Source organism: Micromonospora sp. NPDC048871, from assembly GCF_043198155.1.
In the GTDB taxonomy this organism is placed as follows: domain Bacteria; phylum Actinomycetota; class Actinomycetes; order Mycobacteriales; family Micromonosporaceae; genus Micromonospora.
Window position 1 is genome coordinate 1 of record NZ_JBICUM010000017.1, and the last position, 22,217, is coordinate 22,217.

The window sequence follows — 22,217 nt, forward strand, 5'->3', positions numbered from 1 at the left end:
AACACCTGCCGATGTCCGAACGTCACCACACCCGGCCTCGCCACCAACACCTCCAGCACAACCAAGATCAGTTGCACTGAACCCTAGAATCCGCCATCTTCAACCCACCGCTAACCTCATGATCAACGCGATGGGGCGGGTGTGGAGTGGGCGGACAGCAGGCGGGTGGCGGTGAGCATCAGGGCGGCGGCGATGAGCATGGCAGTGGCTGCGGTGAGCCACATCGTCGGATAGCCGGCAGCGGCGGCGAGCGGGCCGAGGGTCAGCGGGCCGAGGGCGGCGCCGGCGTACACCCCGGTCTGGGTGATCGAGGTGGCGGTCCCTGGCGCCTGGGGATGCAGCTGGACCACCGCGAAGTTCATCAGCCCCGGCCAGGACCAGCCCAGGGCGAAGCCGAGCAGTACGCCGACCACCAGGGGGCCTGGGCCGGCCATCGCGAGCAGGGCCAGCCCGAACGCCCCGACGACGAGCATGCCGGCGATGACCGTGACGTGCCCACCCGAGCGGCGGTCGGCCAGCCACCCGAGACCGACCCGGGCCGTGATGCAGGCCGCGCTGCCGAGGGTCAGGGTCAGCCCGGCCAGCGCCGGTTCGAGTCCCCGATCGACGGCCGCGTCCACCACGAATGTGCCGAGCCCTCCCGCAGCCCCGGCGGCGAGCGTCGCGGCGATGCCGACCACCACCAGCGGGAACGTCCCGCGCCCGGCACCCCGCACGGACCGGCGAGCGGACTGCGCCGGCTGTGCGGGTACGGCCGGCAGGGTGGCCAGCACGGCAGCGGCAGCGGCCACGAACGCCCAGCGCCAGCCGACGGTGAGGGCGAAAACGGGCACCGCGGCTCCGGCCAGCAGGGTGGAGACCGGGATGGCGGCCTGTTTGATGCCGAACGACAGGCCTTGCCGCCGTATCGGTACGTGCCGGGCGAGCAGCACGTTGCTGGAGAGTTGGCCGAGCGCGTTCGCGGTGCCGGCCACCGCGAGCAGGCCGAGCAGCACCGGGTACGACCGGGCCAGCACCGCCACGGCGAGCAGGCAGGTGGCGGAGACGAGGATGCCGGCGCGGGCCACCACGGCTCCGCCCCAACGCTCCACCAGAGCCCCGGTGGGCACGGAGGCGAGCGCGCCCACCCCGAAGTAGGCCGCGACGACCAGCCCGAGCCCGGCGGGGGAGAAGGTCAGTTCCTCCCGCATCTGCACGGCCAGACCACCGACCAGGAAGACCGGCAGGACGCAGGCGATGGTCACCACGACGGCCACCGCGCTGGCTCGGACCGGCCTGGTGCCGACGGTCGGATCGGGAGGGGAGGCGGTGTCGGTCATGGTCAGCTCAACCTATGCGAGTACCGGCGCGGCGCCACGAAGTGCAACCGAGATCACTTCATGTACGCCATCCGCCTGCGTCATCCATCCGATCAGGGATTTCGCCTGGGGCCGCTTTTTCATATGGTGTAAGTCCCTGGTGGCGGAGGTGGTTGTGCGCGACCCCCTGGCGGAGCCTTCGGATCTCATCCGGAGTGTGTCCCGCGCACTTCGAGTGCTCGAAGCGGTCGGCCGTGCCCCGCGCGGGCTGACGGTGAAACAGATCGCCCGACGCTGCGAGCTGACCGTGGCCACCACGTACCACCTGGTGCGGACCCTGGCCTATGAGGGATATGTGATCCGTCGGGAGGACGGCACGTACATCGTGGGCCTGGAGGTGGCCGACCGCTATCGCGAGTTGGTCGCCGCCTTCCGGGGGTCGCCTGCGGTCGGGGAGACCCTGCGCCGGGTGGCCGTCGAGACCGGCTGGAGTCACTACCTGGGCCGGTTCGTCGGCGGGCAGGTGGCGATCACCGCGGTGGCGGAGGGTGCCCGTTCGCCCTATCTGGAGGATCTCGTGCCGGGGTTCGACGAGGGGGCCCACGCGACCGCCCTCGGCAAGGCCCTGCTGGCCACCCTGACGGTCGAGCAACGCCACCGCTATCTCCGTGAGTACGGTATGCGCCCGTTCACCAGCGCCACCCTGTGCACCCCGGAGGCCTTCGAGGCCGATCTGGCGGCCGGGGAGCGTCGTGGGATGCAACTGGAACTGGGCCAGTTCCGGCAGGGGGTGGCCTGTGCCGCCGTGCTGATCGGCCCGGACAAGGACATCGAGCGGCGGACCGTACTGGCCTGCGCGCTGCCGGCCAGCGAGATGATGACCTCCGCCCGGGTGGTGCGGACGAAGCTGCTCACCGCCGCCCGGGCGATCGCCGACAGCCTGGCCACGGAGAGCTGAGCCGGCCCCCTTCCTGGCGGGAAGGCGGCGGTGCGCTGGGATCGGCCGCGGCCTTGACACTCCCCGCCCAACCCCAGGTTTGAGCTGCGACTGAACTCTTCGGGGTGACTGCACGTACCAACGGTCGTAACGCCGAGCCCGCTCCCGTCGAGAGCGAGGAGAGGATCATCAGCGACCACGACGCCCATCTGCTGCGCGCCCTGCATGACGAACATGCCGACGCGCTCTACGCGCACGCGTTGCGGCTGGTCAACGGCGATCGACAGCGCGCCGAGGACCTGGTTCAGGAGACGTTGCTGCGGGCCTGGCGCCACCCGGAGTCGCTGGACCCGCGTCGCGGCTCGGTACGGGCCTGGCTGTTCACGACCGCACGCAACCTGGCCATCGACGCCTGGCGACGCCGCTCCACCCGGGTCGGTGAGATCTACACCGACGAGCTTCCCGAACCGCCTGAGGTGGTCGACGAGACCGAACGTGCCGTCGAGGCGTGGACGGTGGCCGAGGCGCTCAACCGGCTCAGTCCCTCCCACCGGGACGTGCTGGTCGAATGCTTCTACCAGGGCCGCTCGATAGCGGAGGCGGCCTCCCGGCTGGGTGTTCCGCCGGGGACGGTGAAGTCTCGCACCCACTACGCCCTACGGTCATTACGGTTGGTGCTTGCCGAGATGGGGGTGACCGGATGAGCCGCTGCGACTTCGCCTACGACGATGGGGCGTACGTCCTGGGTGCCCTGTCTCCCGCGGACCGCGCGGCCTACGAACGCCATCTGGTCGACTGCCCGGCCTGCCAGCAGTCCGTCTCGGAGATCGCCGTGCTGCCCGGTCTGCTCGGCCGGTTGGATCCGACCAGCCTGGAGCAGTTCCTGCCGCTGCCGGAGAACCCCCGGGTGCCGGAGTTGCTCAGCGCCGCGCGGGAGCGGCGGCGCCGGGAGCGGCAGGCCAACCGCCTGCGGTACGCCGTCATCAGCCTGGCCGCTGCCGCCTTCGCCCTGGTCATCGGCTTCGGCACGGCCACCATGCTGCCCGAACCGGCGCCGACCGGGCCGGTGGCCCAGGTGCGGATGGTGCAGATGCGTCCGGTCGCGGGTGCGGTGCCCCTGCACGCCGAGATCGGGCTCACCGGCACCAACTGGGGCACCGAGGTCACCATGACCTGTGGGTACGACGAGCGTTCCGGCTACGGCAAGGCGAACGCCTTCCGGCTGGTGGCCCACGCCGCCGACGGGTCGCAGGAGCAGATCGGCTCCTGGCTGGCCGCACCCGGGGACGACCTGCGGATCAGCGGGGCCACCCGGTTCACCAACGCCGAACTGGTCCGGTTGGAACTGATCCGGGCCGACGGCACCGTGGTGCTGGCGTACGACCTGCCCTGAGTGGGGTCAGGGGGTGCCGGCCGGGACCACCTTGGCGGGGCGCTCGCGACGGGTACGCCGGGCCTGGCGCAACCCGTCCACGGTGAAGACGATCAGGGCCAGCCAGACCAGCGCGAATCCGGCCAGGCGGGCTGGCGGCATCGGCTCGTGGAAGATCAGCACCCCGCAGCCCAGCTGGAGGATCGGGGCCACGTACTGAAGCATCCCCAGGGCGGTCAGCGGGAGCCGGTTGGCGGCCCCGGCGAACAGCAGGAGGGGGATGGCGGTCAGCGCCCCGGCCAGGACCAGCAGCAGGGTGTGCCCGGTCGAGACCTGCCCGAAGGTCGCCTCACCGGTGGCCGCCAGCCAGCCCAGGTAGCCGAGGGCGGGCAACGCCAGCACGGCCGACTCGACGAACAGACCCTCCGCGGCAGGCAGCCCGAGCTGCTTCTTGACCAGGCTGTACCCGCCGAAGGTGAGCGCCAGGATCAACGCCAGGTACGGCAGTCGACCGTAGTCGACCGTGAGTACGGCCACCGCCAGGCCGCCGATGCCCAGCGCCAGCCACTGTCCCGGGCGCAGACGTTCCCGCAGCACCACCACCCCCAGCAACACCACCACCAGGGGGTTGATGAAGTACCCGAGGGCGGTTTCCACCACCCGGTCGGAGTTCACCCCGTAGATGTAGGTGAACCAGTTGAACCCGATCAGGGTGGCGGCCACCCCGATGCCGGCCAGGGCGCGCGGTCGGCGCAGCAGGGCCCGCAGGAATCCGATGTTGCGCATCGCGCCGAGCAGCAGGGCGACGAAGGCCACGGACCAGATCACCCGGTGGGCGAGGATCTCCAACGGGCCGGAGGGACGGAGCAGCTTGAAGTAGAGGGGAAAGAATCCCCACATCAGGTACGCGGCGAGCCCGTAGAGATATCCGAGGCGCAGGGGTGTCACGGCTACACGGTAAGGGTCGATATCCCCGCCTGCTCCTTGCCGGTGAGCGGACTCACTGCTGGTTGCGGCGGTCCAGCTCCATCCAACGCTCGGCCTCGACCAGGGTGAAGCCGAGCTTCTGATAGAGCCCGTGCGCATCCTGGGTGGCCAGCAGCAGCCGGCGTACCCCCAGGGTGGCCAGATGGTCGCGGACCGCGCCCGCCAGCCAGGTGCCCAGGCCGCGACCGCGCTCGGTCCGGTCGACGTACACGTCACAGAGGTAGCCGAAGGTGACCCGATCGGTGATCACCCTCGCCACGGCGACCTGGCGGCCGTCGACCGGCCGGTAGACCCCGAAACCGATCGAGCCGGCGAAGGCCCGGGCCACCGTCTCCTGGTCCCGTCCCAGGGCCCAGTAGGCGTCCGTGCTGAGCCAGTGGTGCACCCGGTCCAGATCCAGCCGGGCCGGATCGGTGCTGATCGTGTAGCCGTCGTCGCGGGTCAGCGTGAACACCCCTGCGACGGTAGTCCGTACCCAGGTGGGCTCCGGTAGGCAGCTCCCGCAATCTGGCCTGCACAGCGGACAGGTACCGCTCGTTTGAGCGGTACCTGTCCGGCTGGTCGGCTCGGCGCTGGCGGCCGAGGTGGGGTGGGGGTCAGTCGCGGTCGAGGATGGCGCCGAGGATCCAGGTGACGACGCCGACGAAGAGGGCACCCAGGACGGCGGCCGGCCAGAAGCCGTCCACATCGAAGGGCAGCCCGACCTGGTCGGCGATCCAACCGGTCAGCAGGAAGAGCAGACCGTTGACCACCAGGGCGATCAGGCCGAGGGTGAGCAGGTAGAAACCGCAGCCCACGGTCTTGATGATCGGCTGGAGGACCCCGTTCACCACGCCGAAGATGACCGCCACCAGGACCAGGGTCAGCACGGTCTCGCTGACCGACTCCGTGTCCAGAGAGATGCCGGGGATGATCAGGGTGGCCAGCCAGAAGGCCACCGCCGTGGCGCCGACCCGGATCAGTAGACCTTTCAGGAAATCCATGGCCGGCATGGTGTCACGACCAGGCCAGGGACGGTACCCGCGAGATCGGCTGTGCCGGTCTCAGGTGCGCGACGGACGACCGATCAGTTGGGCCTCCAAGGGGGTGCCGGCGAGCAGCACCCAGCGCAGGGCCCGCCGGTTCACCACGGCCACCATGTCCGGCCGGATCCGGGTCAGCCAGTCGGCCGCCTCACCGAGCCCCAGGGCAGCCCCGGCGATCGGGGCCTCGGCCGGACTCAACGGTTGCAGCAGGGCCAGGTCGGACCGGCCCAGGGCATCCGCGTCCGCCGGGGTCAACTCGTCGCGTACCAGCAGGGTGGTCTGCCAGGCCGCACCCGGACGGGGACCGCCGGTGGGCGGCGGGGCGTCCAGGATCACCAGCAGTGGCGACAGCGGGGTACCCGGCTCGGTCTCCACCGGCCTGCCGGGCGGAACCAGCGGGATCGTCTCACCCGGAGTGCCGACCCCGCGTACGAACGGTTGCCAGGCCTGGGGTCGGGTGGTCTGGACGACCACTCGGCAGCCAAGGGCCATCGCCCGCATGGTCAGCAGTTGAGCCGCCCGCACCCCGCCGACGATCATCACCCGGGTGCTCTCCGGCCGGAACAGCCGGACGGTGACCGGATCGCCGTGCCGGTTGGCCCCCACCACCAGGCCGGCTGAGCCGTACGGCAACTCCAACTCGGACCCGTCCCCGAGGGTGGCCGGAACCGGCGGGGCCAGTGGCAGGGTGTCCGTGAAGCCGCAGAGGTGAGCCCCGTCCAGTCGCCGCACCATGCCACCGGCCGTCGTCACCAGCCCGCGCAACGCCCGGGCGGCGGCGGAGAGTTCGGCCGGGGTTGCGGCGCTGATCCGTACGGTCAGGCCCTCGGTCGGACCCGGCTCGGCGTGCAGGGACACCGTGACCGCGGTCGCCGGCAGGGTCAACAGCCGTGGCACCAGTTGGCCTCCACCCTCCGAGGTGGGCCACCGACGCAGTCGGAACGTGGTCTGCAACAGTCCACCGCAGCGCACGGCCTGCCAGGACTCCCTAACGGGTCGCCCGTCATGGTGGGCTAGTTCGGCGAACACCCGCAGCGCCGCCGGCTCGCCCAGCGGTCGGATCGACAACGGGCCGAAACGGCGGATGATCCGGCGGACGGTGCCGGCCAGAGTTCGCCGTAACGCCTCCTCCGACCACCCCTCCGCCCGGATCACCCGTACGGCCAGCACCCCCCGTTCCCAGCCGGCCAGCCGGCCCTGGGTCAACTGGCGGTATGAGGTGGCGGACAGGCCGCCGCCGGCACGGATCGCCGGAGCCGCCGAGGCGGACAGCACCAGCTGAATGCGTACCGGCGGAGCCTGGTCGGAGTCGGCCGGTAGCAGGGCGGCGGGCGAGGGCAGGTGCCGCCCGCCGTCGCCGAGCAGGTCGGCCCGATCGCCGATCTCCAGCAGGGCCACCACCCCACCGGGGTCGTCGAACAGCACCGCCGAGGAGCCCGCCAGATCGGCCGGATGACGCACGGTGTCCGGGGCGACCAGATCGAGCAGGGCCGCCGGTCCCCCCGGCGCGGTGAGCGCGCGTCGCCGGGTCAGATAACCCAGCCCGATGCCCGACCACTCGTACAGCCACCGCTGACGAACCCGGCCCCAGGCGAGCAGCAGCAGGGCTGCGGCCAGCACGGCAGCGGCCGACAGGGCTACCGGGCCCCGGCCCGAGGCGGCGACCACCACGGCCAGCGCCACCTGCGTGGTCACGACCTGTCCGGCCCGAGGCCGATGCTCTCGCCAGTGGTCCCCGCGCCCGGTGGTCGTGGCGGCAGCTTGGATGCGCTGCTCGGGCGTTCCGTCGGCCAGGGCAGGAGCAACCGTGGTCGGCAGGCTTGTCATCGCCACCGCACCCCTCCTCGGCCGGTCACCCGCCGCAACCCGACTGCCGCCCATCGTAGTGAGTGGATGGGATCAGCGTTGTCCACAGGGGAACGGGACGGGGTAGCACAACAGCGATGGTGCCGCTACCGTCAGCGACGAGACGTCATTGGTCCGATCCCACGGCCCGCTAGCCCCTTTCGGTGCCGGTGGGTGCGTGATGTTCGCAGGGCCAGCCACGACCCAGCAGACAAGGAGATGTCGGGGTGTCCCAGACCCAGGCGCAGGCCGCGGTGATGCAGCAGACCGCGGCGAAGTTCGAGCAGACGGACCAGTCGTTGCAGTCGATGCTCAGTGGGCTGCTGACCCAACTGGAGGTTCTCCAGCAGGCCTGGCGCGGGGCCGGTGGCCGGTCGTTCGAGCAGGTGAAACAGCAGTGGGCGCAGGACCAGGCCAGTTTGCAGCGGGCGCTGCGCGAGACCGCAGGGGCGATCCGCACCGCCGGCACGCACTACGACGCCTCGGACGCCGAGGCGGCCAGCCGGGTGTCCGCCACCAACCGCGGCGGCATCCAGCTGCCGCTCTAGACCACGATCCAGGGGGATTCGATGGAGCACGGTGTGCTTGTCGTCAACTTCGCCGCGCTGCAGCAGGCCAGCGCGGACATCCAGCGGGCGTTGAACACGCTCGACTCGCAGTTGGGCCAGTTGGAACGGGACGCCGCCCCGTTGGTGGCCACCTGGTCCGGTGAGGCCCAGCAGGCGTACGAGCAGCGGCAGGCCCGCTGGCGCAACGCCTCCCAGGACCTCCAGGCGATGCTGCGTGACATCAAGCTGGCGGTGGACGAGTCGGCGGCCGACTACCTCGACACCGAGAAGAAGAACGTCGGCCTGTTCCGGTGACCACCAGCGGCGACGCCGCCCGTTCCTCGGGCGGCGTCGCCGCGCGTCAGGCCTCGGGGGTGGGTGGTTCGTCAGGCGGGGTCGGCGGGGCGCCAGCGGCGTCGGGCACCCCGAGGCACGATCAGGGCGGTCAGCACTATGCCGACCACCACCACGGCGCCCGTGGTGGCCAGCAGGACGGCCCGCTGTCGGGCGGCGGCTCGCCGGTTCTGCTGGGCCACCAGCGCGGGGTCGGGCTCCTCGTCGGGCAGGGCGATGACCGGGGCAGGGCGGGTGACCCGACCGGTGGTGGTCTCGGTGACCGCCCGATACGGGTTCAGCACTCCGGCGCCGTACCCGATGCCGGGGGCCGGGTCGGCGGTGGCCTTGAGCCGGTCGGCCACCTCCAGGGCGCTCAGCTCGGGGCGGTACTCGCGCAACAGGGCCGCCGTGGCGGCCACGAACGGCGCGGCGTAGCTGGTCCCCTCGGCCCGATGATGGCCCTGCCCGGGAGCGGCCATCAGCACCTCCGAGCCGGGTGCCACCAGATCCACATAGGGTCCGACCTGGGAGAAGTCGGCCCGGACACCGTCCGCCCCGACCGCACCGACCCCGAGCACCCCCTCGTACGCGGCCGGATAGGGGCGGGGATCACCGCTGCCGTGCAGGTTGCCGACGGCGGCCACCACGACCACGTCCCGGGCCAGGGCGTAGCCGATCGCCTCGCGTACCGCCGGATGGTCGGCGTACAGGACCACGGACAGGTTGACCACATCGGCGCGGTTGTCCACCGCCCAGCGGATCGCCCGGGCGAAGTCGGCCGGGGCCACCGTACGACCTGCCCCCTGACCGTCCACTATCTGCTGTTCGCTGACTCGTACCGGCAGAATGCGGGCCTTCGGTGCCAGTCCCCGCAGGCCGCTTCCGTCCCTGGGTGCGGCGGCGATGATGCTCGCCACCCCGGTGCCGTGGCCGACGCAGTCACGGGTGCCGTCCCCGCCGGGATCGAGCAGGTCGGTGCCGGTGAGTACCCGGCCGGCCAACTGTGGGTGATGTCGATCCACCCCGGAGTCGACCACCGCCACGGTCACTCCCGATCCGGTAGCCAAGGAGTGCAGCCGCTCGGGTGCGTACCGCTGCTGTGGCCAGGGGACCGCGGACACCGGCCGGGCCGGCGCCAGTGGCGCCGCGCAAACCGGCGCCCTGCCGGTCGTGGCCGAGGCGACAGCCGTCCCGGCCCCGACCGCATCCGCCGCCAGCAACAGGACGGCGGTCAGACCCGCTAAAAGGGGATGCCGAGCGTACCGGGACATCGACCGCCTCCGTATCGTGTCGACACCGGAACGGGATGTTATCGCCTGGGACGAAACGGCGGTGGATCCCAGCCAGCCTTGTCATTGTGATCTTGATGTGACCTTGTAGGTTGTAACCGACACCTATGGCCTGGGCCCGGGAGGAGGGGGTGGCCGTGACCGACTGGGAGCCGGCCACCGAGGCGGAAGCTGCGCTGCGGGACGCACTAGGCAGCAATGACCAACAGCTCTACTTCCGCATCCTGTCCAGCATCGAACTGCTCCTGCCGATCTCCGCGCCGACGGGCCCCGGATCGGCGCCTGCGGGCTGGGGCACCTGGACCACCGGTGGGCGTACGCACGTCCTGGCCTTCACCTCCGTCGAGGCGATGCGGGCCTGCCTGGGCGAGTACGGCGGGTCCGCCCGCCGCACCGGCTACGCCGAACTGGCAATCGGTTGGCCGAACCACGAGTGGTGGTTGGCGGTCAACCCCGGGTTGCCCATCGAGGGCTACCTGCCCGCCTGGTACGTCGCTCAGCTCTCCCGGGGTGACGTCCGGCTACCCGGCCGGACGATCGGTGCCCGAGCCAGGCTGGAGCGGGTCGAGGCGATGAGTCGGCTACGCGAATCCGGCCCGACCGCGAACACTCCGCCACCGGCCCAGCTCCGGCCTAGCCGACCGGAAACGCCTCCGCCGGTGATCCCGGCCGCCTTTCAACTCCCCGACGTCGCGGTAACCGCGCCGGGTGCGGGCACCCGAGTGCCCGGTCAACCCCCCGCCGGTCAGGCAGCGGGCTATCCCGGCGCCGGTCACCTCAGACCGAGCGTCGCCGAACCCCGGCCCGGCCTCCCGCGCCCGGACCCTGCCGGTGGCGTGCGTCCGGAGGCCACCGAGAGCCACTGGGGAGACCGCCAGGGCCACCTGACGCCGCGCCGGCCCATGCCCCCGCCCGGGGAGACACCCGGTCGACCGGTCACCCCCGAGCAGGCCGGAGCCCCGGCCAACGGTCAGGCCGCCGACCAGCAGCCCCGGCGGTCCTTCTTCGAACCGGCCTCCGGTCGAACGCCCTCCCGAAGCGAGCGGGTCACCGCACCCTCCCGGTTCTCCCGCACCGGGCAGCCCTTCCCCCGCCGTGGCCCCTCCCCGGAGTCGACTACCGACGGCACCACCCGAGCCTTCGACTTCAGCCAGGACACCCAGACCGGCGGTCTGACCCGGCCCGAGGTGAACGGCGAAGCGACCCAGCCGCTGCGGCCCCCGGCCGACCCCGCACCGGAACCCACCCAGCGTTTGTGGTCCACCGCGCCGACCGATCTGACCGGTTCGGTGCCAGGCGACCCGACCGCAGAGACCCAGTCGCTGCCCCGCCGCCAAGCGACCGAGGGCGACGAGCAGACCCTCACGTCGGCGGCGGAGCCGGTCTCCGCCCCGCCCGCGCCCCGGCGCGGGTTCACCCCGATCGTCATAGAGGGCACCATCATCGAGGCCCGGGATCTGACTGCCGCGTCGCCCGCGCAGCAGCACCCGGAGCCCGGTACCCCCCAACGCCAGACCTCCGAAGCAGACCCGACCCTGCCCCCGACCACCGAGGCACCGCAAACCTGGCCCACAGAGGCGGAACCGACGGCACCGATCCCCCCGAGGCCTGCGGAACCGACGACGACCTTCTTCCCGTCGCAGGCGGAGCGGACGGTGTCGTTGTCCCCGTCCCAGGCGGAGTCGGAGCAGGTGGAGGCGGATTCGACGACGACGTTGTTCCCCGCGCAGGCGGAGCAGACGGTGTCGTTGTCCCCGTCGCAGGCGGACCCGACGACGCTCTTCCCGGCGCAGGCGGAGCAGACCGTGTCGTTGTCCCCGTCGGGGGCGGAGCCGGTGGAGGCGGATCCGACTACGACCCTCATCCCGTCGCAGGCGGAGTCGACGGTGGCGTTGTCCCCGTCGGGGGCGGAGCCGACGGCGCCGATCTCGCCGGTCGAGGCGGAGCCCACGGTGGCGGTTCCGGCGGTGGCGGATGAGGTGACCGCGCCGGTGCCGGCGACCGAGCCCTCACTGTTCGACCCCTCGCCCAAGGTCACCACCGAACCTGAGCCCGAGAACACCGCCGCGACGCCGACTCCGGAGCCGGCCACCGTGTCGCCAGCGGAGGAGCCCGCCCCGGCGCCAGCAGGGTTCGAGCCGGCCAACGAGGTGGAGGAGGAGCTGCTCGCCGCTGCGGGGGCCGCGAAGACCGACACCTTCCTGTCGACACTGCTGCTGGCCCGGGTCCTCCTGCCGATCTCCCCGGACTCCGCTGCGGGCAGCCGTCCCGGTGACCCCGGGTACGTCTGGCCGACGGTGGAACTGGACGACCAGACCTTCGTAGTGGCCTACACCTCGCCGCAGCGACTCGCCGACCATGGCGACCAGACGGCCGAGACGATGACGGTCCGCTTCGTACAGCTGATTCGGTCCTGGCCTCAGTTGTCCTGGTCCTTCGCGGTCAATCCTGGCACCCCGGTCGGGGCGAAGCTGCCCGGCGAGCAGATCGTCGGGCTGGCCAACTGGGCGGCCGAACTCGGGCTCGGTGACGACAACGAGCCGGAACCTGGCGTTGACAAGTCGGCCGCCACCAGCAGCCCGCCGAAGGTGGCCTCCGCAGCCGACCCGACTCGACCGATCGTGATGCAGAAGGCGATCGCGCCCAGCCAACTGGGCTTCTACCTGGAACGCGGCTACGACCGGGTCTCCGGTTTCGTGCACCGGGCCACCGAACTGGCCCACCTGACCACCCCCGCCCAGCTCTACCGCGCCCTCGGTCTGCACCATGCGGAGTCACCCTTCGCGGCGGACGCCGAGGAGATCTACGTGTTGCGGTGGCCGGCGTACCGGCCGAGTCTCTACCGCATCCCCTACGGCGGGCAGAACGAGGCCGCGATGCGGGCCATGGAGGGCTGGGTGATCGAACGCCCGCCGTTCCGTGGCAACGGCTTCGCCCCCGGGGAGAGCAGCGAGGTGCTCGCCGAGTTCAAGGTGGACAGTGTCCGGCTGCCGCACGGCGCGCAACTGCTGCGCCTGGGCGCGGACGGCACCGAGCGGCTGATCGCCGTCTTCGACGCCGACACGGTCGCCTGGCGTGAGGCCGGTGCGCAGTGACCCGCGACGGCTATGTGGCCCGCTGGCGGGGCCGGGAGTACCAGGCCAGCCCGGACGGTGGTGAGGTGCGGCTGTACCAGACGGAGCCGGCTGAGGGCTTCACCGAGGTGCGGCCCGGCCGGTACCTCCGGGTGGTGCCGATGGCCGAGGTCGAAGAGTTGGCGTACGTGCGGACGACCTGCACCTGGAAGGGACAGCCCTTCATCGTGCTCGGTGAGCACGAGGGTTGGCTGCGGGTCGAGTACACCGGTGGCCGCTGGCCGGTGGCGCAGGCGCTGCGGCTGGAGGCCTTCGACTTCGGGGTCTACCAGGGGTGGGCGTCGGCCGGGGAGGTCACCGACCTGCGCGAGCAGCGGGTCTGATCACGACTTGGCCCAGCGCAGGATCTCGCCCAGCACCAGCTCCGAGGCCTCCAGGTGCGGGAAGTGGCCGACCTCGTCCAGCAGCCGCCACTCGTACGGCCCGCTGACGTAGCGACTCGACCCCTGGGCGGTACGGGGTAGGGAGGCCACATCCAGTGCGCCGTGCAGTTGCAGGGTGGGTGCGACGAGCGGCCGTTGCATCAGCTTGACGAACCGGTAGCCGTGCAGCCGCAGCACCGACCGGAACGCCCAGCGGTAGCCCTCCAGCGCGCAGAACGCCGCCTGCGGGATCTGCATGGCCCGCCGGTACTGTCGGGCGTACTCGGCGAAGTCCGGGCCGGCGACCCAGCGGGGGCCACCCCAGCGGCGCAGGATCTCCTCCACCGCCCGCCCGTCATCTTTGGCCAGGACGTGTTCGTACCGGGGTAGCTGGAACTTCAGGGTGGGTGTGGAGGCGGCGAACTGCCCACGCGGATCGGCGAAGATGGCCGCCCGTAGCCGCAACGGATGCGGGGCACCGAGCACCACCAGTCGGCGTACCAGGGTGGGATGGAAGGACGCCACCGTCCAGGCCACCATGCCCCCGGCCCCGGTCCCGACCACGGTCGCCGAGCGTTCCCCCAGTGCCCTGATCGTCCCGGCGACGTCGGCGGCGAGGGTGTATCCGTCGTACCCCCGGGGTGGTTTGTCGCTGGCGCCGTAGCCGCGCAGGTCTACCGCGACCGCGCGGAAACCGGCGTCGGCGACCATGGGGAGCATCCGGTGCCAGGCCCACCAGTGCTCGGGGAAGCCGTGCAGGAAGAGCACCATCGGACCGGTGCCCGCCTCCACCACATGGAACCGGCTGCCGTTCGCGCCGACGAACCGGTGCGTCCACGGCCCTTCGGTGAGGACGCAGGACTCGTCGATGGCTCCGCCACGCTGCTCGGTCATGTCCGACAGCCTAGGACCCCGACGCTGGTAGGCCCCTGCGACGGCGTGCGTGGTGTCCGGCGCGACCCTCGCCGGGGAAGGGCGATGCCCCGGGCAGGTGGACTGCCCGGGGCATCGTGTGGTCGTGCGGTCACTCAGGAGAATCGAACCTTGGTGTTCAGGCCCTTCTGCTCCAACACCTTGATCTTGGTGCCGGTGGCCGGCAGCTTCACGCCGTGGTTCGGCAGCTCCGGGAACCAGTACTGCTTGGTGTCGTCGAACAGCGGCTGCGCCGCCTGGCCGCGGATGTACTGCGGCTGGCTGTTGAGGTGCAGCGTGAACGAGTCCGCCTTCTTCAGGCTGAACGGCGCGTCGTAGACCTGGATCCGGGCCCGCCAGGGCTGGCCGGTCAGGTTGTAGATCGGCCGGGGCCGGGAGTCGATGATCAGGTTCCGGCCCTCACCCGGGTGCGCGAAGGTGTCGTTGTCCGCCCACCGGGTGTTCCAGTACGAGATCAGCAGACCCTCCTGGTACGCGTAGTGGTCCACGTAGTCCGGCTTGGTGTTGGCGTACCCGAAGAAGTACGGGCCGGTCTTGAGGTACTTGTCGTACGAGATGTACTGCCGGGTGCCCGCGATGTAGTAGTTCGCGAACTTACGGGTGTAGGTCTCCTCGACCACCTCGAAACCACCGGCCAGGGTCCAGCCGGCCCCGCCGTCCTCGGCCCCGTCGGTGAAGACCGTGGCGCCGTCGGCGGTCAGGGTTACGGCGTCACCGAAGAAACCACCCTCGGAGACCGCACCGTCGGTCTGGTACCGCAGCCGGAACCCGACCTGGTTGCCGACCACCCCGTCCAGCGGGATCGTGACGTCCACCCACTCGTCGTCGGAGCTGCCGTCCAGCGCGAAGCGACCGGGGGAGATCTCCTTGAGCGGCTGGCCGTCGGCCGTACCGGGCTGCGGAGTCCAGGTCTGTCCACCGTCGATCGAGGTCTCGAAGAACAGGTAGTCGTACTCCGCCTCGATGCTGTAGCGGCCCTTCATGGACAGGGTCGCGGACGACTTCCCGGTCAGGTCGAAGGTCCGGGTCATGGTGCTGTTCAGGTCGTCCGCGTTGCCGGAGAAGAACTGCTTGGTGCCCTCGAAGGGTGCACCGTTCTCGAAGGTGTACTCCCGCTCGGGCAGCACCACCACGGCGGCCTGGGCCTCCTTGGTGTTGTACTCCTGCGGACCGAGCACCAGGGTCCGCTTCTGACCGGCCACGATCACCTCGTAGTCGAGCCAGCCGAGCTGGAGCTTGTTCCAGGCACCCAGGTCACCGCCGCGCTCGCCGATGCCGCCGTCGTTCTTGGCACCCAGGCGGCTCTGGGCCATCAGGGTCCAGTGCTCGTTGTTGTTGTCGCCGCCGCTGAGGACGTTGTAGTCGTCCGGCAGACCCAGGTCGTGGGCGTACTCGTGGTAGAAGACGCTGCGACCGCCGTTCTCCGGCTGGATGGTGTAGTCGCCGATCCAGATGCCGGTGTCGCCGATCTGGGTGCCGCCGGCCGGGAAGTTCGGCGGGCCGGTACGACCCTGGTCGGAGGCGTACGCGTACCAGCGGTGGCTCCAGATGGCGTCCTCGCCGTAGATCGGGTCACCGTCGGCCATGTCGCCACCGGCGTGCACGATCTGGAAGTGGTCGATGTAGCCGTCCGGCTCGTTGAAGTCGCCGTCACCGTCGTGGTCGTAGCGGTCCCACTGGTCCATGGCCTGTACGTCGGCGGCGATCTGGGCGTCCGTGCGGCCGGCGGCCTTCTGGTCGGCCACCCACTGGTTGGCGGCGTCGCGCACCAGGGCCCACACGTTGGAGCAGACGATCGAGTCACAGGGGTAGCCGTTGGAGCGGCCGTACCGGGCCTGGTTGTAGTTGACCTTGACCCAGTTGCTGACCACGCCGTCGACGCTGTATCGACCCGAGGACTGCGCCTCGTAGTACTGCTTCACGGACTCGTCGCCCGGAGCGGTGCCGAAGTAGAGCTTGCGGAAGTGATCGGCGTCGTAGTTCGGCTGCCACACCGTGGAGTTGTCGACCCGCCGGTCCGGCTGGGGGATCTGGTTGTGCAGCGGCCCGTCGAACCGGGCGGGGCCGGGAACATCCGGGTCGGTGTCCTGGTCCGGGTAGTTCGGGTGCCGCTCGTCGCCGAACTCGGCCAGGATGACGAAGATCTGGTCGGTCTTCTCCCGGGAAAGCTCGACGTACTGCTTCTCGGTGGGCCCCTTGCCGCCCTTGGGGGTCTTGGCGTTGCGGCCGGCCTTACCACCACGGACGGCCCGGTCACCGACCTTGGCCACCGTGCTGCCGTTGATCCGTTCGGTCTTGACGCGGCCCGAGAGCACCTCGCTCAGGCCCTCCTGACGCAGGGCGCGACGCTTCTCTTCCAGTGGGTTCGGCAGGTCATGTTCGGCATGGGCGGGCTCGGCGATCGACGGCGCGGCCGTCGGTGGCTCCGCGATCGGCGCGGCGGAGGCCGAAGCACCGACCGTCAGCCCTGTCGCCGTCATCGAAAGCCCGAGCAGACCCACTGCGACTTTCCGCACGTGGTACCTCCGAATTGAGGGAACCGGCCCATCAGGGGTGGCAAGCCGGTGAGATCGGCCCCTACGGATGGGGCCACTGGTGAACTTAGGCACTAGTGGGGCCCCTGGGAAGGGGTAGCCATCGATTTTATGGCAGTGAATTGCCGACAGGTCTGCTCACTGTCACAACCTTCGCCGGGGTCCACCCGGCATCCGTGCAGGTCCGGACAGACATCGACGGGTGGCGGTCCGCACCGGACCACCACCCGTCGAGGGGTACGACCTGTCAGTCCTCGTCGGACTTGCTCCCGCCCATGCCGGAGGCGATCAACTCCATCACCGAGGAGTCCTGCAAGGTGGTCACGTCACCGAGGGAACGGTTCTCCGCCACGTCCCGCAGCAACCGCCGCATGATCTTGCCCGATCGGGTCTTCGGCAGCTCCGGCACCAGCATGATCTGCCGGGGTTTGGCGATCGGGCCCAGGGTCTTCGCCACATGGTTGCGCAGATCGGCGATGAGCTGCTCACCCGCCTCGCCGGCGACGTCGGCGGTGCCGCGCGGAATGGCGAAGGCGACGATCGCCTGGCCGGTGGTCGGATCGGTGGCACCCACCACCGCCGCCTCGGCCACCGAGGGGTGCGAGACCAGCGCCGACTCCACCTCCGTGGTGGAGATGTTGTGCCCCGACACCAGCATCACGTCGTCCACCCGGCCGAGCAGCCAGATGTGCCCGTCGTCGTCCTTCTTCGCCCCGTCACCGGCGAAGTAGATCCACTCGTCACCGCCGGTGCCGCCGGCACCCGCACCGAACCGGGACCAGTAGGTCTCGATGAACCGGTTGTCGTCACCCCAGATGGTGCGCAGCATCGAGGGCCACGGCTTCCGCAGCACCAGGTAACCGCCACCCCCGTTGGGTACCGACTGACCCTGGTCGTCGACCACGTCGGCACTGATGCCGGGCAACGGAGTCATCGCCGAACCCGGCTTGGCGGCGGTGACCCCCGGCAGCGGCGAAATCATGATGCTGCCGGTCTCGGTCTGCCACCAGGTGTCCACGATGGGCAGCTCGCCCCGCCCGACATGCTGCCGGTACCACATCCACGCCTCGGGGTTGATCGGCTCACCGACGCTGCCCAGCAGGCGGAGGGTGGACAGGTCGTACCCGGCGGGGATGTCCTCGCCCCACTTCATCATGGTGCGGATCAGGGTCGGGGCGGTGTAGAGGATGGTCACCCCGTACCGGTCGACGATCTCCCAGAACCGGCCCTTGTGCGGGGTGTCCGGGGTGCCCTCGTACATCACCTGGGTCGCGCCGTTGGAGAGCGGGCCGTACACGATGTAGGAATGGCCGGTCACCCAACCGATGTCCGCCGTACACCAGTAGACGTCCGTCTCCGGCTTCAGATCGAAGATCGCATGCGAGGTGTACGACGTCTGGGTCAGGTAGCCGCCGGTGGTGTGCAGGATGCCCTTGGGGCGGGCCGTGGTGCCGCTGGTGTAGAGGATGAACAGCGGATGCTCGGCGTCGAAGGCCTCGGCGGTGTGCTCGGTCGAGGCCTGCTCCACGGTCTCGTGCCACCAGTGGTCCCGCGACGACCAGTCGACCTGCTCCCCGGTACGGCGGACCACCAGCACATGCTCCACCGAGGGGCAGTTGGCCACCGCCTCGTCCACGGTCGGCTTGAGCGCGGACGGCTTGCCCCGCCGGTAGCCGCCGTCGGCGGTGATCACGATCTTGGCGGAGGCGTCCTGGATCCGGTTGGTCAGCGACTCCGCCGAGAACCCGCCGAACACCACACTGTGGGTGGCGCCGATCCGGGCGCAGGCCAGCATCGCGACCGCCGCCTCCGGGACCATCGGCAGATAGATCGCCACCCGGTCACCGGCGACCACCCCCAGGTCGGTCAGCGCGTTCGCCGCCTGGCAGGTCATCCGGTGCAGGTCGGCGTAGGTGATGGTGCGGGTGTCGCCCGGCTCGCCCTCCCAGTGGATGGCCACCTTGTCGCCCCGACCGGCCTCGACATGCCGATCCAGACAGTTGTACGCCACATTCAACTGCCCGCCGACGAACCACTTGGCGAACGGCGGATTCGACCAGTCCAGCACCTGGTCCCACGGCCGCGCCCAGGCCAGCCGCCCCGCCTGGCGTTCCCAGAAGGCCAGCCGGTCCGCCTCGGCCTCGGCGTACGCCTCGGCTTTGACATTGGCCTCGGCGGCCAGTGCCGCCGGCGGCGGGAACTGGCGGGTCTCGTTCAGCAGATTGGCCAACGCCTCGCTCATGCCAGCCCTCCGCTTCGCTGCGTGCTGCCATGAGGCACTTGGGCGCTGCATTGATGATTCGCTCGCTGGCCCTCGCTCATGCGGTGCTCCTCGTCGTCGGGTGACCTGCGCCTCTCCGGGGCAGGTTAGTCGGGGCCGACGACCATGGCGACGCAAGCCACCCGCCTCCGTCGCCCAACGGACCCTCTCGCGCGCCGAGGTGCAAAACGGTCCCGATGAACGCCGCCGACCCCTCCTGGTCGGAGGAACCCCACGGCGTACGGGTGGTGTCCGTCGCCTTGCCGGTGACTGCGGCGCGGGCCGACCGGCGGGCTCGATAGCGTGACGGGGTGACGACCGACCCGCTGGCACCGCTGCTCGCGCTCGCCGACATCACCGAGGCCGTCGAGCAGGCCCGGACCCGCTTCGACACCGCCCTAGGTCACCGGGCGCTGCGCCGCCACGGTGGCCAGGTCGCCGCCGAAGTGAGCCTGCGTTCCGCAGTCGCCAGCGCCGCCCTGGAGGGCCGGGTCCACGAGCGGGAAGCGGTCCGGGCCGGTACGGTGACCGACCCGGTGCTCCAGGGGGCGCTGCGGGTGGCCGGAGCGCTGCCCGGGCTCAGCGACCGCTGGACCAAAGCCCCCCGGCAGGTACTGGCGAAACTGCACGTACTGGCCGGCCGGGAAATGGTCGAGGCCGCCGAACTGGGTCGCCCGGTCGAGGATCCGGTGGTCGCCGCCCGCCTGGACGCCCTAGTCGGGCTGGTCGCCGGAGGCACCAAGGTCCCGCCGCTGGTGCTGGCCGCCGTCGTACACGGGGAACTGCTCAACCTGCGCCCGTTCGCCGGCCCCTCCGGGGTGGTGGCCCGAGGCGCCGCCCGCCTGGTGCTGCTCTCCAGCGGCTTCGACCCGCGGGGCCTGCTGGCGATCGATGTCGGCCACCGCGAGCGCGAACCGGAATACGTCGGCGCCGCCGGAGCCTTCGCCACCGGCACCCCGGACGGGCTCCGGTCCTGGCTGCGCCACTACATGGCGGCCGTCGAGGTGGGCGCCGACCAGCTGACCGAGATCGGCGACGAGGTCCTGGCCGCAAGCTGAACCCGGGCTGCCGGGGTGGCCGGGGTGGGCTGAGGCCAGGTGGCGGCTCAGGCCGGGCTGTCGGGTGGGCTCGGGCCGGGTGGTGGGTCAGGCCGGGGTGGTCGAGGCGCGGGTGCGCCGGTGTCGGCCGTACCAGGCGATGCCGATCGCCACCCCGACACCCACCCCTAGCGCGGCAGCGGCTACCGGCACCCCCGGCCGCTCCCGCAGCCGACGGCCCAACGGAATCGGATGCCGGAACTCCAGCACCGGCCAGGCGTTCTCAACGGCCAGCCGGCGCAACTGCCGGTCCGGGTTGACCACGCTGGGGTGCCCCACGCACTCCAGCAGCGGTCGATCGCTGTACGAGTCGGAGTAGGCGTACGAGTCAGCCAGGTCGTAGCCGCGCTCCGCGGCCAGCTCGTTGACCGCCTCCACCTTGCTGGGCCCGGCCGCGTAGAACTCCACCTCACCGCTGTACCGGCCGTCCACCACCGCCATCCGGGTGGCGATCACATCGGTGACCCCGAGCAGCGCCCCGATCGGACGCACCATCTCCTCACCCGAGGCGGAGACCAGCACCACGTCCCGACCGGCGGCCTGGTGCTCCTCGATGAGGGCGGCGGCCTCGGCGTACACATAGGGGTTGATCAGCTCGTGCAGGGTCTCGGCGACGATCTGCCGGACCTGTTCCACCTGCCAGCCCTTGCAGAGGGCGGCAAGATAATCCCGGGTACGGGCCATGGTCTGCTCGTCGGTGCCGCCCAGCCGGAACATCAGCTGCGCGTACGCCGACTTGACCACATCGCGTCGAGTGATCAGGCCATCCCGGTAGAACGGCCTCCCGAACGCCAAGGCGCTCGACTTGGCGATGACGGTCTTGTCCAGATCGAAGAAAGCGGCACTTCGGCCCACGGCGCGAAAGTCTAGCCCGATGGTCTATGGTCGGCGGGTGCCCGGGGGTCGAACCTCCTCGGACCTGCGGGGCAGCCCTCACCATGCTTGCGGACGGTGACCGCGGTCACACTCTGCGAACAGGATTTCGCGGGGAGTGAGGCTACACCACTCGACGTACCCAGGCTCACTCAGGCAGACTTGTCCACAGAACGAGTATTCATATCGCGTACGACCCGCAGACTCTCGGCGGTTGCACCCCCCGTGACCGCTGAGCAGGTTCGGCTCGACCCCCCCGGAGCCGAACCTCGACGACCCCCGTCTCCCCCCGACGGGGGTCGTCCCTTTGGTAGGTAAGCGCTACCCCGCAGGTCACAGCTCGTCTCCGATCCCGTCAGCGCCCCTATCCGACGGGGTGTGCAGGTCGAACTGTGTCCGCGCGGCCGTAGCTGGTCCCGCACCGCACCCGACAGGTACGTGGTCACCGCGTCTCACCCTTCGGAGCGAACAGCCGCGTGGGTACGAGGACCTGCGTGCGTTCACCCCGTTGGTGGGGCGGAGTGACCTTGGTGCCCTCGACCCAGATCCACTGCTCCCGCTCGGGCCGGTTGAGCACCAGGCGAACCCCGGTGACCCGGAGCATCACCGGCCCGTCGGCGGGGCGGTAGCGGTCGGCCGCCTCGATGCGCAGTACCGCGCCGAGTCGTACCCGTAGGTCAAACACCACGCCTCCTCGTCTGCCGTACCGTTCCCGCCGGGCTGGCGGGTATGGGGTTGATCTGGAGGCCGGCGATCTGCGCGAAGACCTCCCGCCGCGCCATCGCCGCCCCGGTCCGCGGGTTGATGGCGTAGCCGGTGAGCCACACCCAGCCGTCATACGCCGGTCGATCCCCGATCGAGGACACCCGCAGCCACAGCGCTCGGTCCCCGCCGAACTGCACCGACGCCCGACCGTCCAGCAACACCAGGTCACCCGGATTCGGAACACTCGGCGGACGAGGTTGCGGCCTGCGAGGCACCGGGGCGGGCGGGCTCAGTCGGGACCGTCGTTCGGGTCGCGGTCCCATGCCAGCACCCACCCCGGGCCAGCCTCAGCAGGCGACCGAACGACCGGACCCCGCACGGTCCAGGCAGGACCGCCGGGCCATGCGCCGGCCAGCGGGCGATCCGTGCCCGATAGCGCGGACCTCAGCCCGCGCGCGGACGTACTTCCAGGTCCGACCCGCGCAGGACGCACAGGCGCCAACCCGCACCACGCCGGGTGCAACGGGCTGGATGGTGCAGCCGGACGGGATCAAGGATGATCCAGACGTGTTCGGAACTTCCGCAGCGCCAAGCATCACGGTCTCCCACCAACCAGGCATTAGAACTAGCTCTATATGACCGGATGAGGTGCGGCCCTGTCAATAGAGCTAGCTCTAATGTG

At 70.7% G+C, this 22,217-nt stretch carries 20 protein-coding genes; 8 read left to right on the forward strand and 12 right to left on the reverse strand.

All coding sequences use genetic code 11. From position 1 onward, the window contains the following. Positions 1-122: 122 nt before the first annotated feature. Positions 123-1,319, reverse strand: coding sequence for an MFS transporter (locus ACGFIK_RS25520; RefSeq protein ID WP_327023218.1), 1,197 nt, complete (start codon positions 1,317-1,319; stop codon positions 123-125). Between the two features lie 154 nt (positions 1,320-1,473). Between ACGFIK_RS25520 and ACGFIK_RS25525 the strand changes: the two genes are divergently transcribed. The 3 genes from ACGFIK_RS25525 (at position 1,474) to ACGFIK_RS25535 (ending at position 3,628) form a co-directional block, all read left to right on the forward strand. After that, positions 1,474-2,256 (forward strand): helix-turn-helix domain-containing protein, encoded by a 783-nt coding sequence (locus ACGFIK_RS25525; RefSeq protein WP_327027311.1) that lies wholly within the window; start codon positions 1,474-1,476, stop codon positions 2,254-2,256. A gap of 188 nt (positions 2,257-2,444) precedes the next feature. After that, complete coding sequence (locus ACGFIK_RS25530; RefSeq protein ID WP_393341778.1) at positions 2,445-2,939, forward strand: sigma-70 family RNA polymerase sigma factor; 495 nt, start codon at positions 2,445-2,447, stop codon at positions 2,937-2,939. Next, positions 2,936-3,628, forward strand: coding sequence for a zf-HC2 domain-containing protein (locus tag ACGFIK_RS25535; RefSeq protein ID WP_327023217.1), 693 nt, complete (start codon positions 2,936-2,938; stop codon positions 3,626-3,628). The genes ACGFIK_RS25530 and ACGFIK_RS25535 overlap by 4 nt, the downstream gene beginning before the upstream one ends. A 6-nt stretch (positions 3,629-3,634) precedes the next feature. On the opposite strand, the gene rarD is transcribed toward ACGFIK_RS25535, so the two are convergent. The 4 genes from rarD to eccE form a co-directional block, all read right to left on the reverse strand. Next, the gene (rarD, locus tag ACGFIK_RS25540) at positions 3,635-4,555 is read right to left on the reverse strand and encodes an EamA family transporter RarD (RefSeq protein WP_327023216.1); all 921 of its coding nucleotides are present in this window, start codon (positions 4,553-4,555) and stop codon (positions 3,635-3,637) included. 52 nt (positions 4,556-4,607) lie between these two features. Continuing rightward, positions 4,608-5,048: a GNAT family N-acetyltransferase gene (locus tag ACGFIK_RS25545; RefSeq protein WP_327023215.1), complete on the reverse strand. Its 441-nt coding sequence runs from the start codon at positions 5,046-5,048 to the stop codon at positions 4,608-4,610. A gap of 142 nt (positions 5,049-5,190) precedes the next feature. Next, the gene (locus tag ACGFIK_RS25550) at positions 5,191-5,577 is read right to left on the reverse strand and encodes a phage holin family protein (protein ID WP_327023214.1); all 387 of its coding nucleotides are present in this window, start codon (positions 5,575-5,577) and stop codon (positions 5,191-5,193) included. A gap of 60 nt (positions 5,578-5,637) precedes the next feature. After that, positions 5,638-7,446, reverse strand: coding sequence for a type VII secretion protein EccE (eccE, locus tag ACGFIK_RS25555; RefSeq protein ID WP_393341781.1), 1,809 nt, complete (start codon positions 7,444-7,446; stop codon positions 5,638-5,640). A 245-nt stretch (positions 7,447-7,691) separates the two neighbouring features. Between eccE and ACGFIK_RS25560 the strand changes: the two genes are divergently transcribed. Both ACGFIK_RS25560 and ACGFIK_RS25565 read left to right on the forward strand, forming a co-directional pair. Next, positions 7,692-8,012 (forward strand): WXG100 family type VII secretion target, encoded by a 321-nt coding sequence (locus ACGFIK_RS25560; RefSeq protein ID WP_327023213.1) that lies wholly within the window; start codon positions 7,692-7,694, stop codon positions 8,010-8,012. Between the two features lie 21 nt (positions 8,013-8,033). After that, entirely contained in the window at positions 8,034-8,327 is a 294-nt protein-coding gene (locus tag ACGFIK_RS25565) for a WXG100 family type VII secretion target (protein ID WP_327023212.1), read from the forward strand. 71 nt (positions 8,328-8,398) lie between these two features. Here the strand turns inward: ACGFIK_RS25565 and mycP are convergent, their stop codons facing one another. Then, complete coding sequence (gene mycP / locus ACGFIK_RS25570) at positions 8,399-9,619, reverse strand: type VII secretion-associated serine protease mycosin (RefSeq protein ID WP_393341679.1); 1,221 nt, start codon at positions 9,617-9,619, stop codon at positions 8,399-8,401. A gap of 155 nt (positions 9,620-9,774) precedes the next feature. Between mycP and ACGFIK_RS25575 the strand changes: the two genes are divergently transcribed. Both ACGFIK_RS25575 and ACGFIK_RS25580 read left to right on the forward strand, forming a co-directional pair. Continuing rightward, on the forward strand, positions 9,775-12,732 hold the full coding sequence (locus ACGFIK_RS25575) for an SseB family protein (RefSeq protein ID WP_393341784.1): 2,958 nt from the start codon (positions 9,775-9,777) through the stop codon (positions 12,730-12,732). Further along, a complete protein-coding gene (locus tag ACGFIK_RS25580) occupies positions 12,729-13,094 on the forward strand; it encodes a hypothetical protein (protein ID WP_357529345.1) in 366 nt (121 codons plus the stop codon). Before ACGFIK_RS25575 ends, ACGFIK_RS25580 begins: the two co-directional genes overlap by 4 nt. Here the strand turns inward: ACGFIK_RS25580 and ACGFIK_RS25585 are convergent, their stop codons facing one another. The 3 genes from ACGFIK_RS25585 to acs all read right to left on the reverse strand — a co-directional run bounded on the left by ACGFIK_RS25585 (position 13,095) and on the right by acs (position 18,842). Then, positions 13,095-14,027, reverse strand: a complete 933-nt coding sequence (locus tag ACGFIK_RS25585) for an alpha/beta hydrolase (RefSeq protein ID WP_327023209.1) — start codon at positions 14,025-14,027, stop codon at positions 13,095-13,097. A 134-nt stretch (positions 14,028-14,161) separates the two neighbouring features. Beyond that, positions 14,162-16,567: an immune inhibitor A domain-containing protein gene (locus tag ACGFIK_RS25590; RefSeq protein ID WP_393341786.1), complete on the reverse strand. Its 2,406-nt coding sequence runs from the start codon at positions 16,565-16,567 to the stop codon at positions 14,162-14,164. Positions 16,568-16,847: 280 nt separating this feature from the next. Next, on the reverse strand, positions 16,848-18,842 hold the full coding sequence (acs, locus tag ACGFIK_RS25595; RefSeq protein ID WP_393341682.1) for an acetate--CoA ligase: 1,995 nt from the start codon (positions 18,840-18,842) through the stop codon (positions 16,848-16,850). Positions 18,843-19,171: 329 nt separating this feature from the next. On the opposite strand from acs, the gene ACGFIK_RS25600 reads away from it, so the two are divergent. Beyond that, positions 19,172-19,918 carry an oxidoreductase gene (locus tag ACGFIK_RS25600; protein WP_327023207.1) on the forward strand — a complete coding sequence of 249 codons (747 nt, stop codon included), beginning with the start codon at positions 19,172-19,174 and terminating at the stop codon, positions 19,916-19,918. An 87-nt stretch (positions 19,919-20,005) separates the two neighbouring features. On the opposite strand, the gene ACGFIK_RS25605 is transcribed toward ACGFIK_RS25600, so the two are convergent. From ACGFIK_RS25605 to ACGFIK_RS25615, 3 genes are all read right to left on the reverse strand, one after another. Continuing rightward, on the reverse strand, positions 20,006-20,812 hold the full coding sequence (locus ACGFIK_RS25605) for an HAD-IB family hydrolase (RefSeq protein WP_327023206.1): 807 nt from the start codon (positions 20,810-20,812) through the stop codon (positions 20,006-20,008). A 460-nt stretch (positions 20,813-21,272) separates the two neighbouring features. Beyond that, complete coding sequence (locus tag ACGFIK_RS25610; RefSeq protein WP_327023205.1) at positions 21,273-21,515, reverse strand: hypothetical protein; 243 nt, start codon at positions 21,513-21,515, stop codon at positions 21,273-21,275. Then, positions 21,508-21,756, reverse strand: a complete 249-nt coding sequence (locus tag ACGFIK_RS25615) for a hypothetical protein (protein ID WP_327023204.1) — start codon at positions 21,754-21,756, stop codon at positions 21,508-21,510. The genes ACGFIK_RS25610 and ACGFIK_RS25615 overlap by 8 nt, the downstream gene beginning before the upstream one ends. Between the last annotated feature and the right edge of the window lie 461 nt (positions 21,757-22,217).

What these genes read in the sequence shown, in the direction of transcription:
- eccE (WP_393341781.1), bottom strand. Translation starts at nt 7,446, where the DNA reads ATGACAAGCCTGCCGACCACGGTTGCTCCTGCCCTGGCCGACGGAACG.
- ACGFIK_RS25550 (WP_327023214.1), bottom strand. Translation starts at nt 5,577, where the DNA reads ATGGATTTCCTGAAAGGTCTACTGATCCGGGTCGGCGCCACGGCGGTG.
- ACGFIK_RS25565 (WP_327023212.1), top strand. Translation starts at nt 8,034, where the DNA reads ATGGAGCACGGTGTGCTTGTCGTCAACTTCGCCGCGCTGCAGCAGGCC.
- mycP (WP_393341679.1), bottom strand. Translation starts at nt 9,619, where the DNA reads ATGTCCCGGTACGCTCGGCATCCCCTTTTAGCGGGTCTGACCGCCGTC.
- ACGFIK_RS25585 (WP_327023209.1), bottom strand. Translation starts at nt 14,027, where the DNA reads ATGACCGAGCAGCGTGGCGGAGCCATCGACGAGTCCTGCGTCCTCACC.
- acs (WP_393341682.1), bottom strand. Translation starts at nt 18,842, where the DNA reads ATGAGCGAGGCGTTGGCCAATCTGCTGAACGAGACCCGCCAGTTCCCG.
- ACGFIK_RS25535 (WP_327023217.1), top strand. Translation starts at nt 2,936, where the DNA reads ATGAGCCGCTGCGACTTCGCCTACGACGATGGGGCGTACGTCCTGGGT.
- ACGFIK_RS25520 (WP_327023218.1), bottom strand. Translation starts at nt 1,319, where the DNA reads ATGACCGACACCGCCTCCCCTCCCGATCCGACCGTCGGCACCAGGCCG.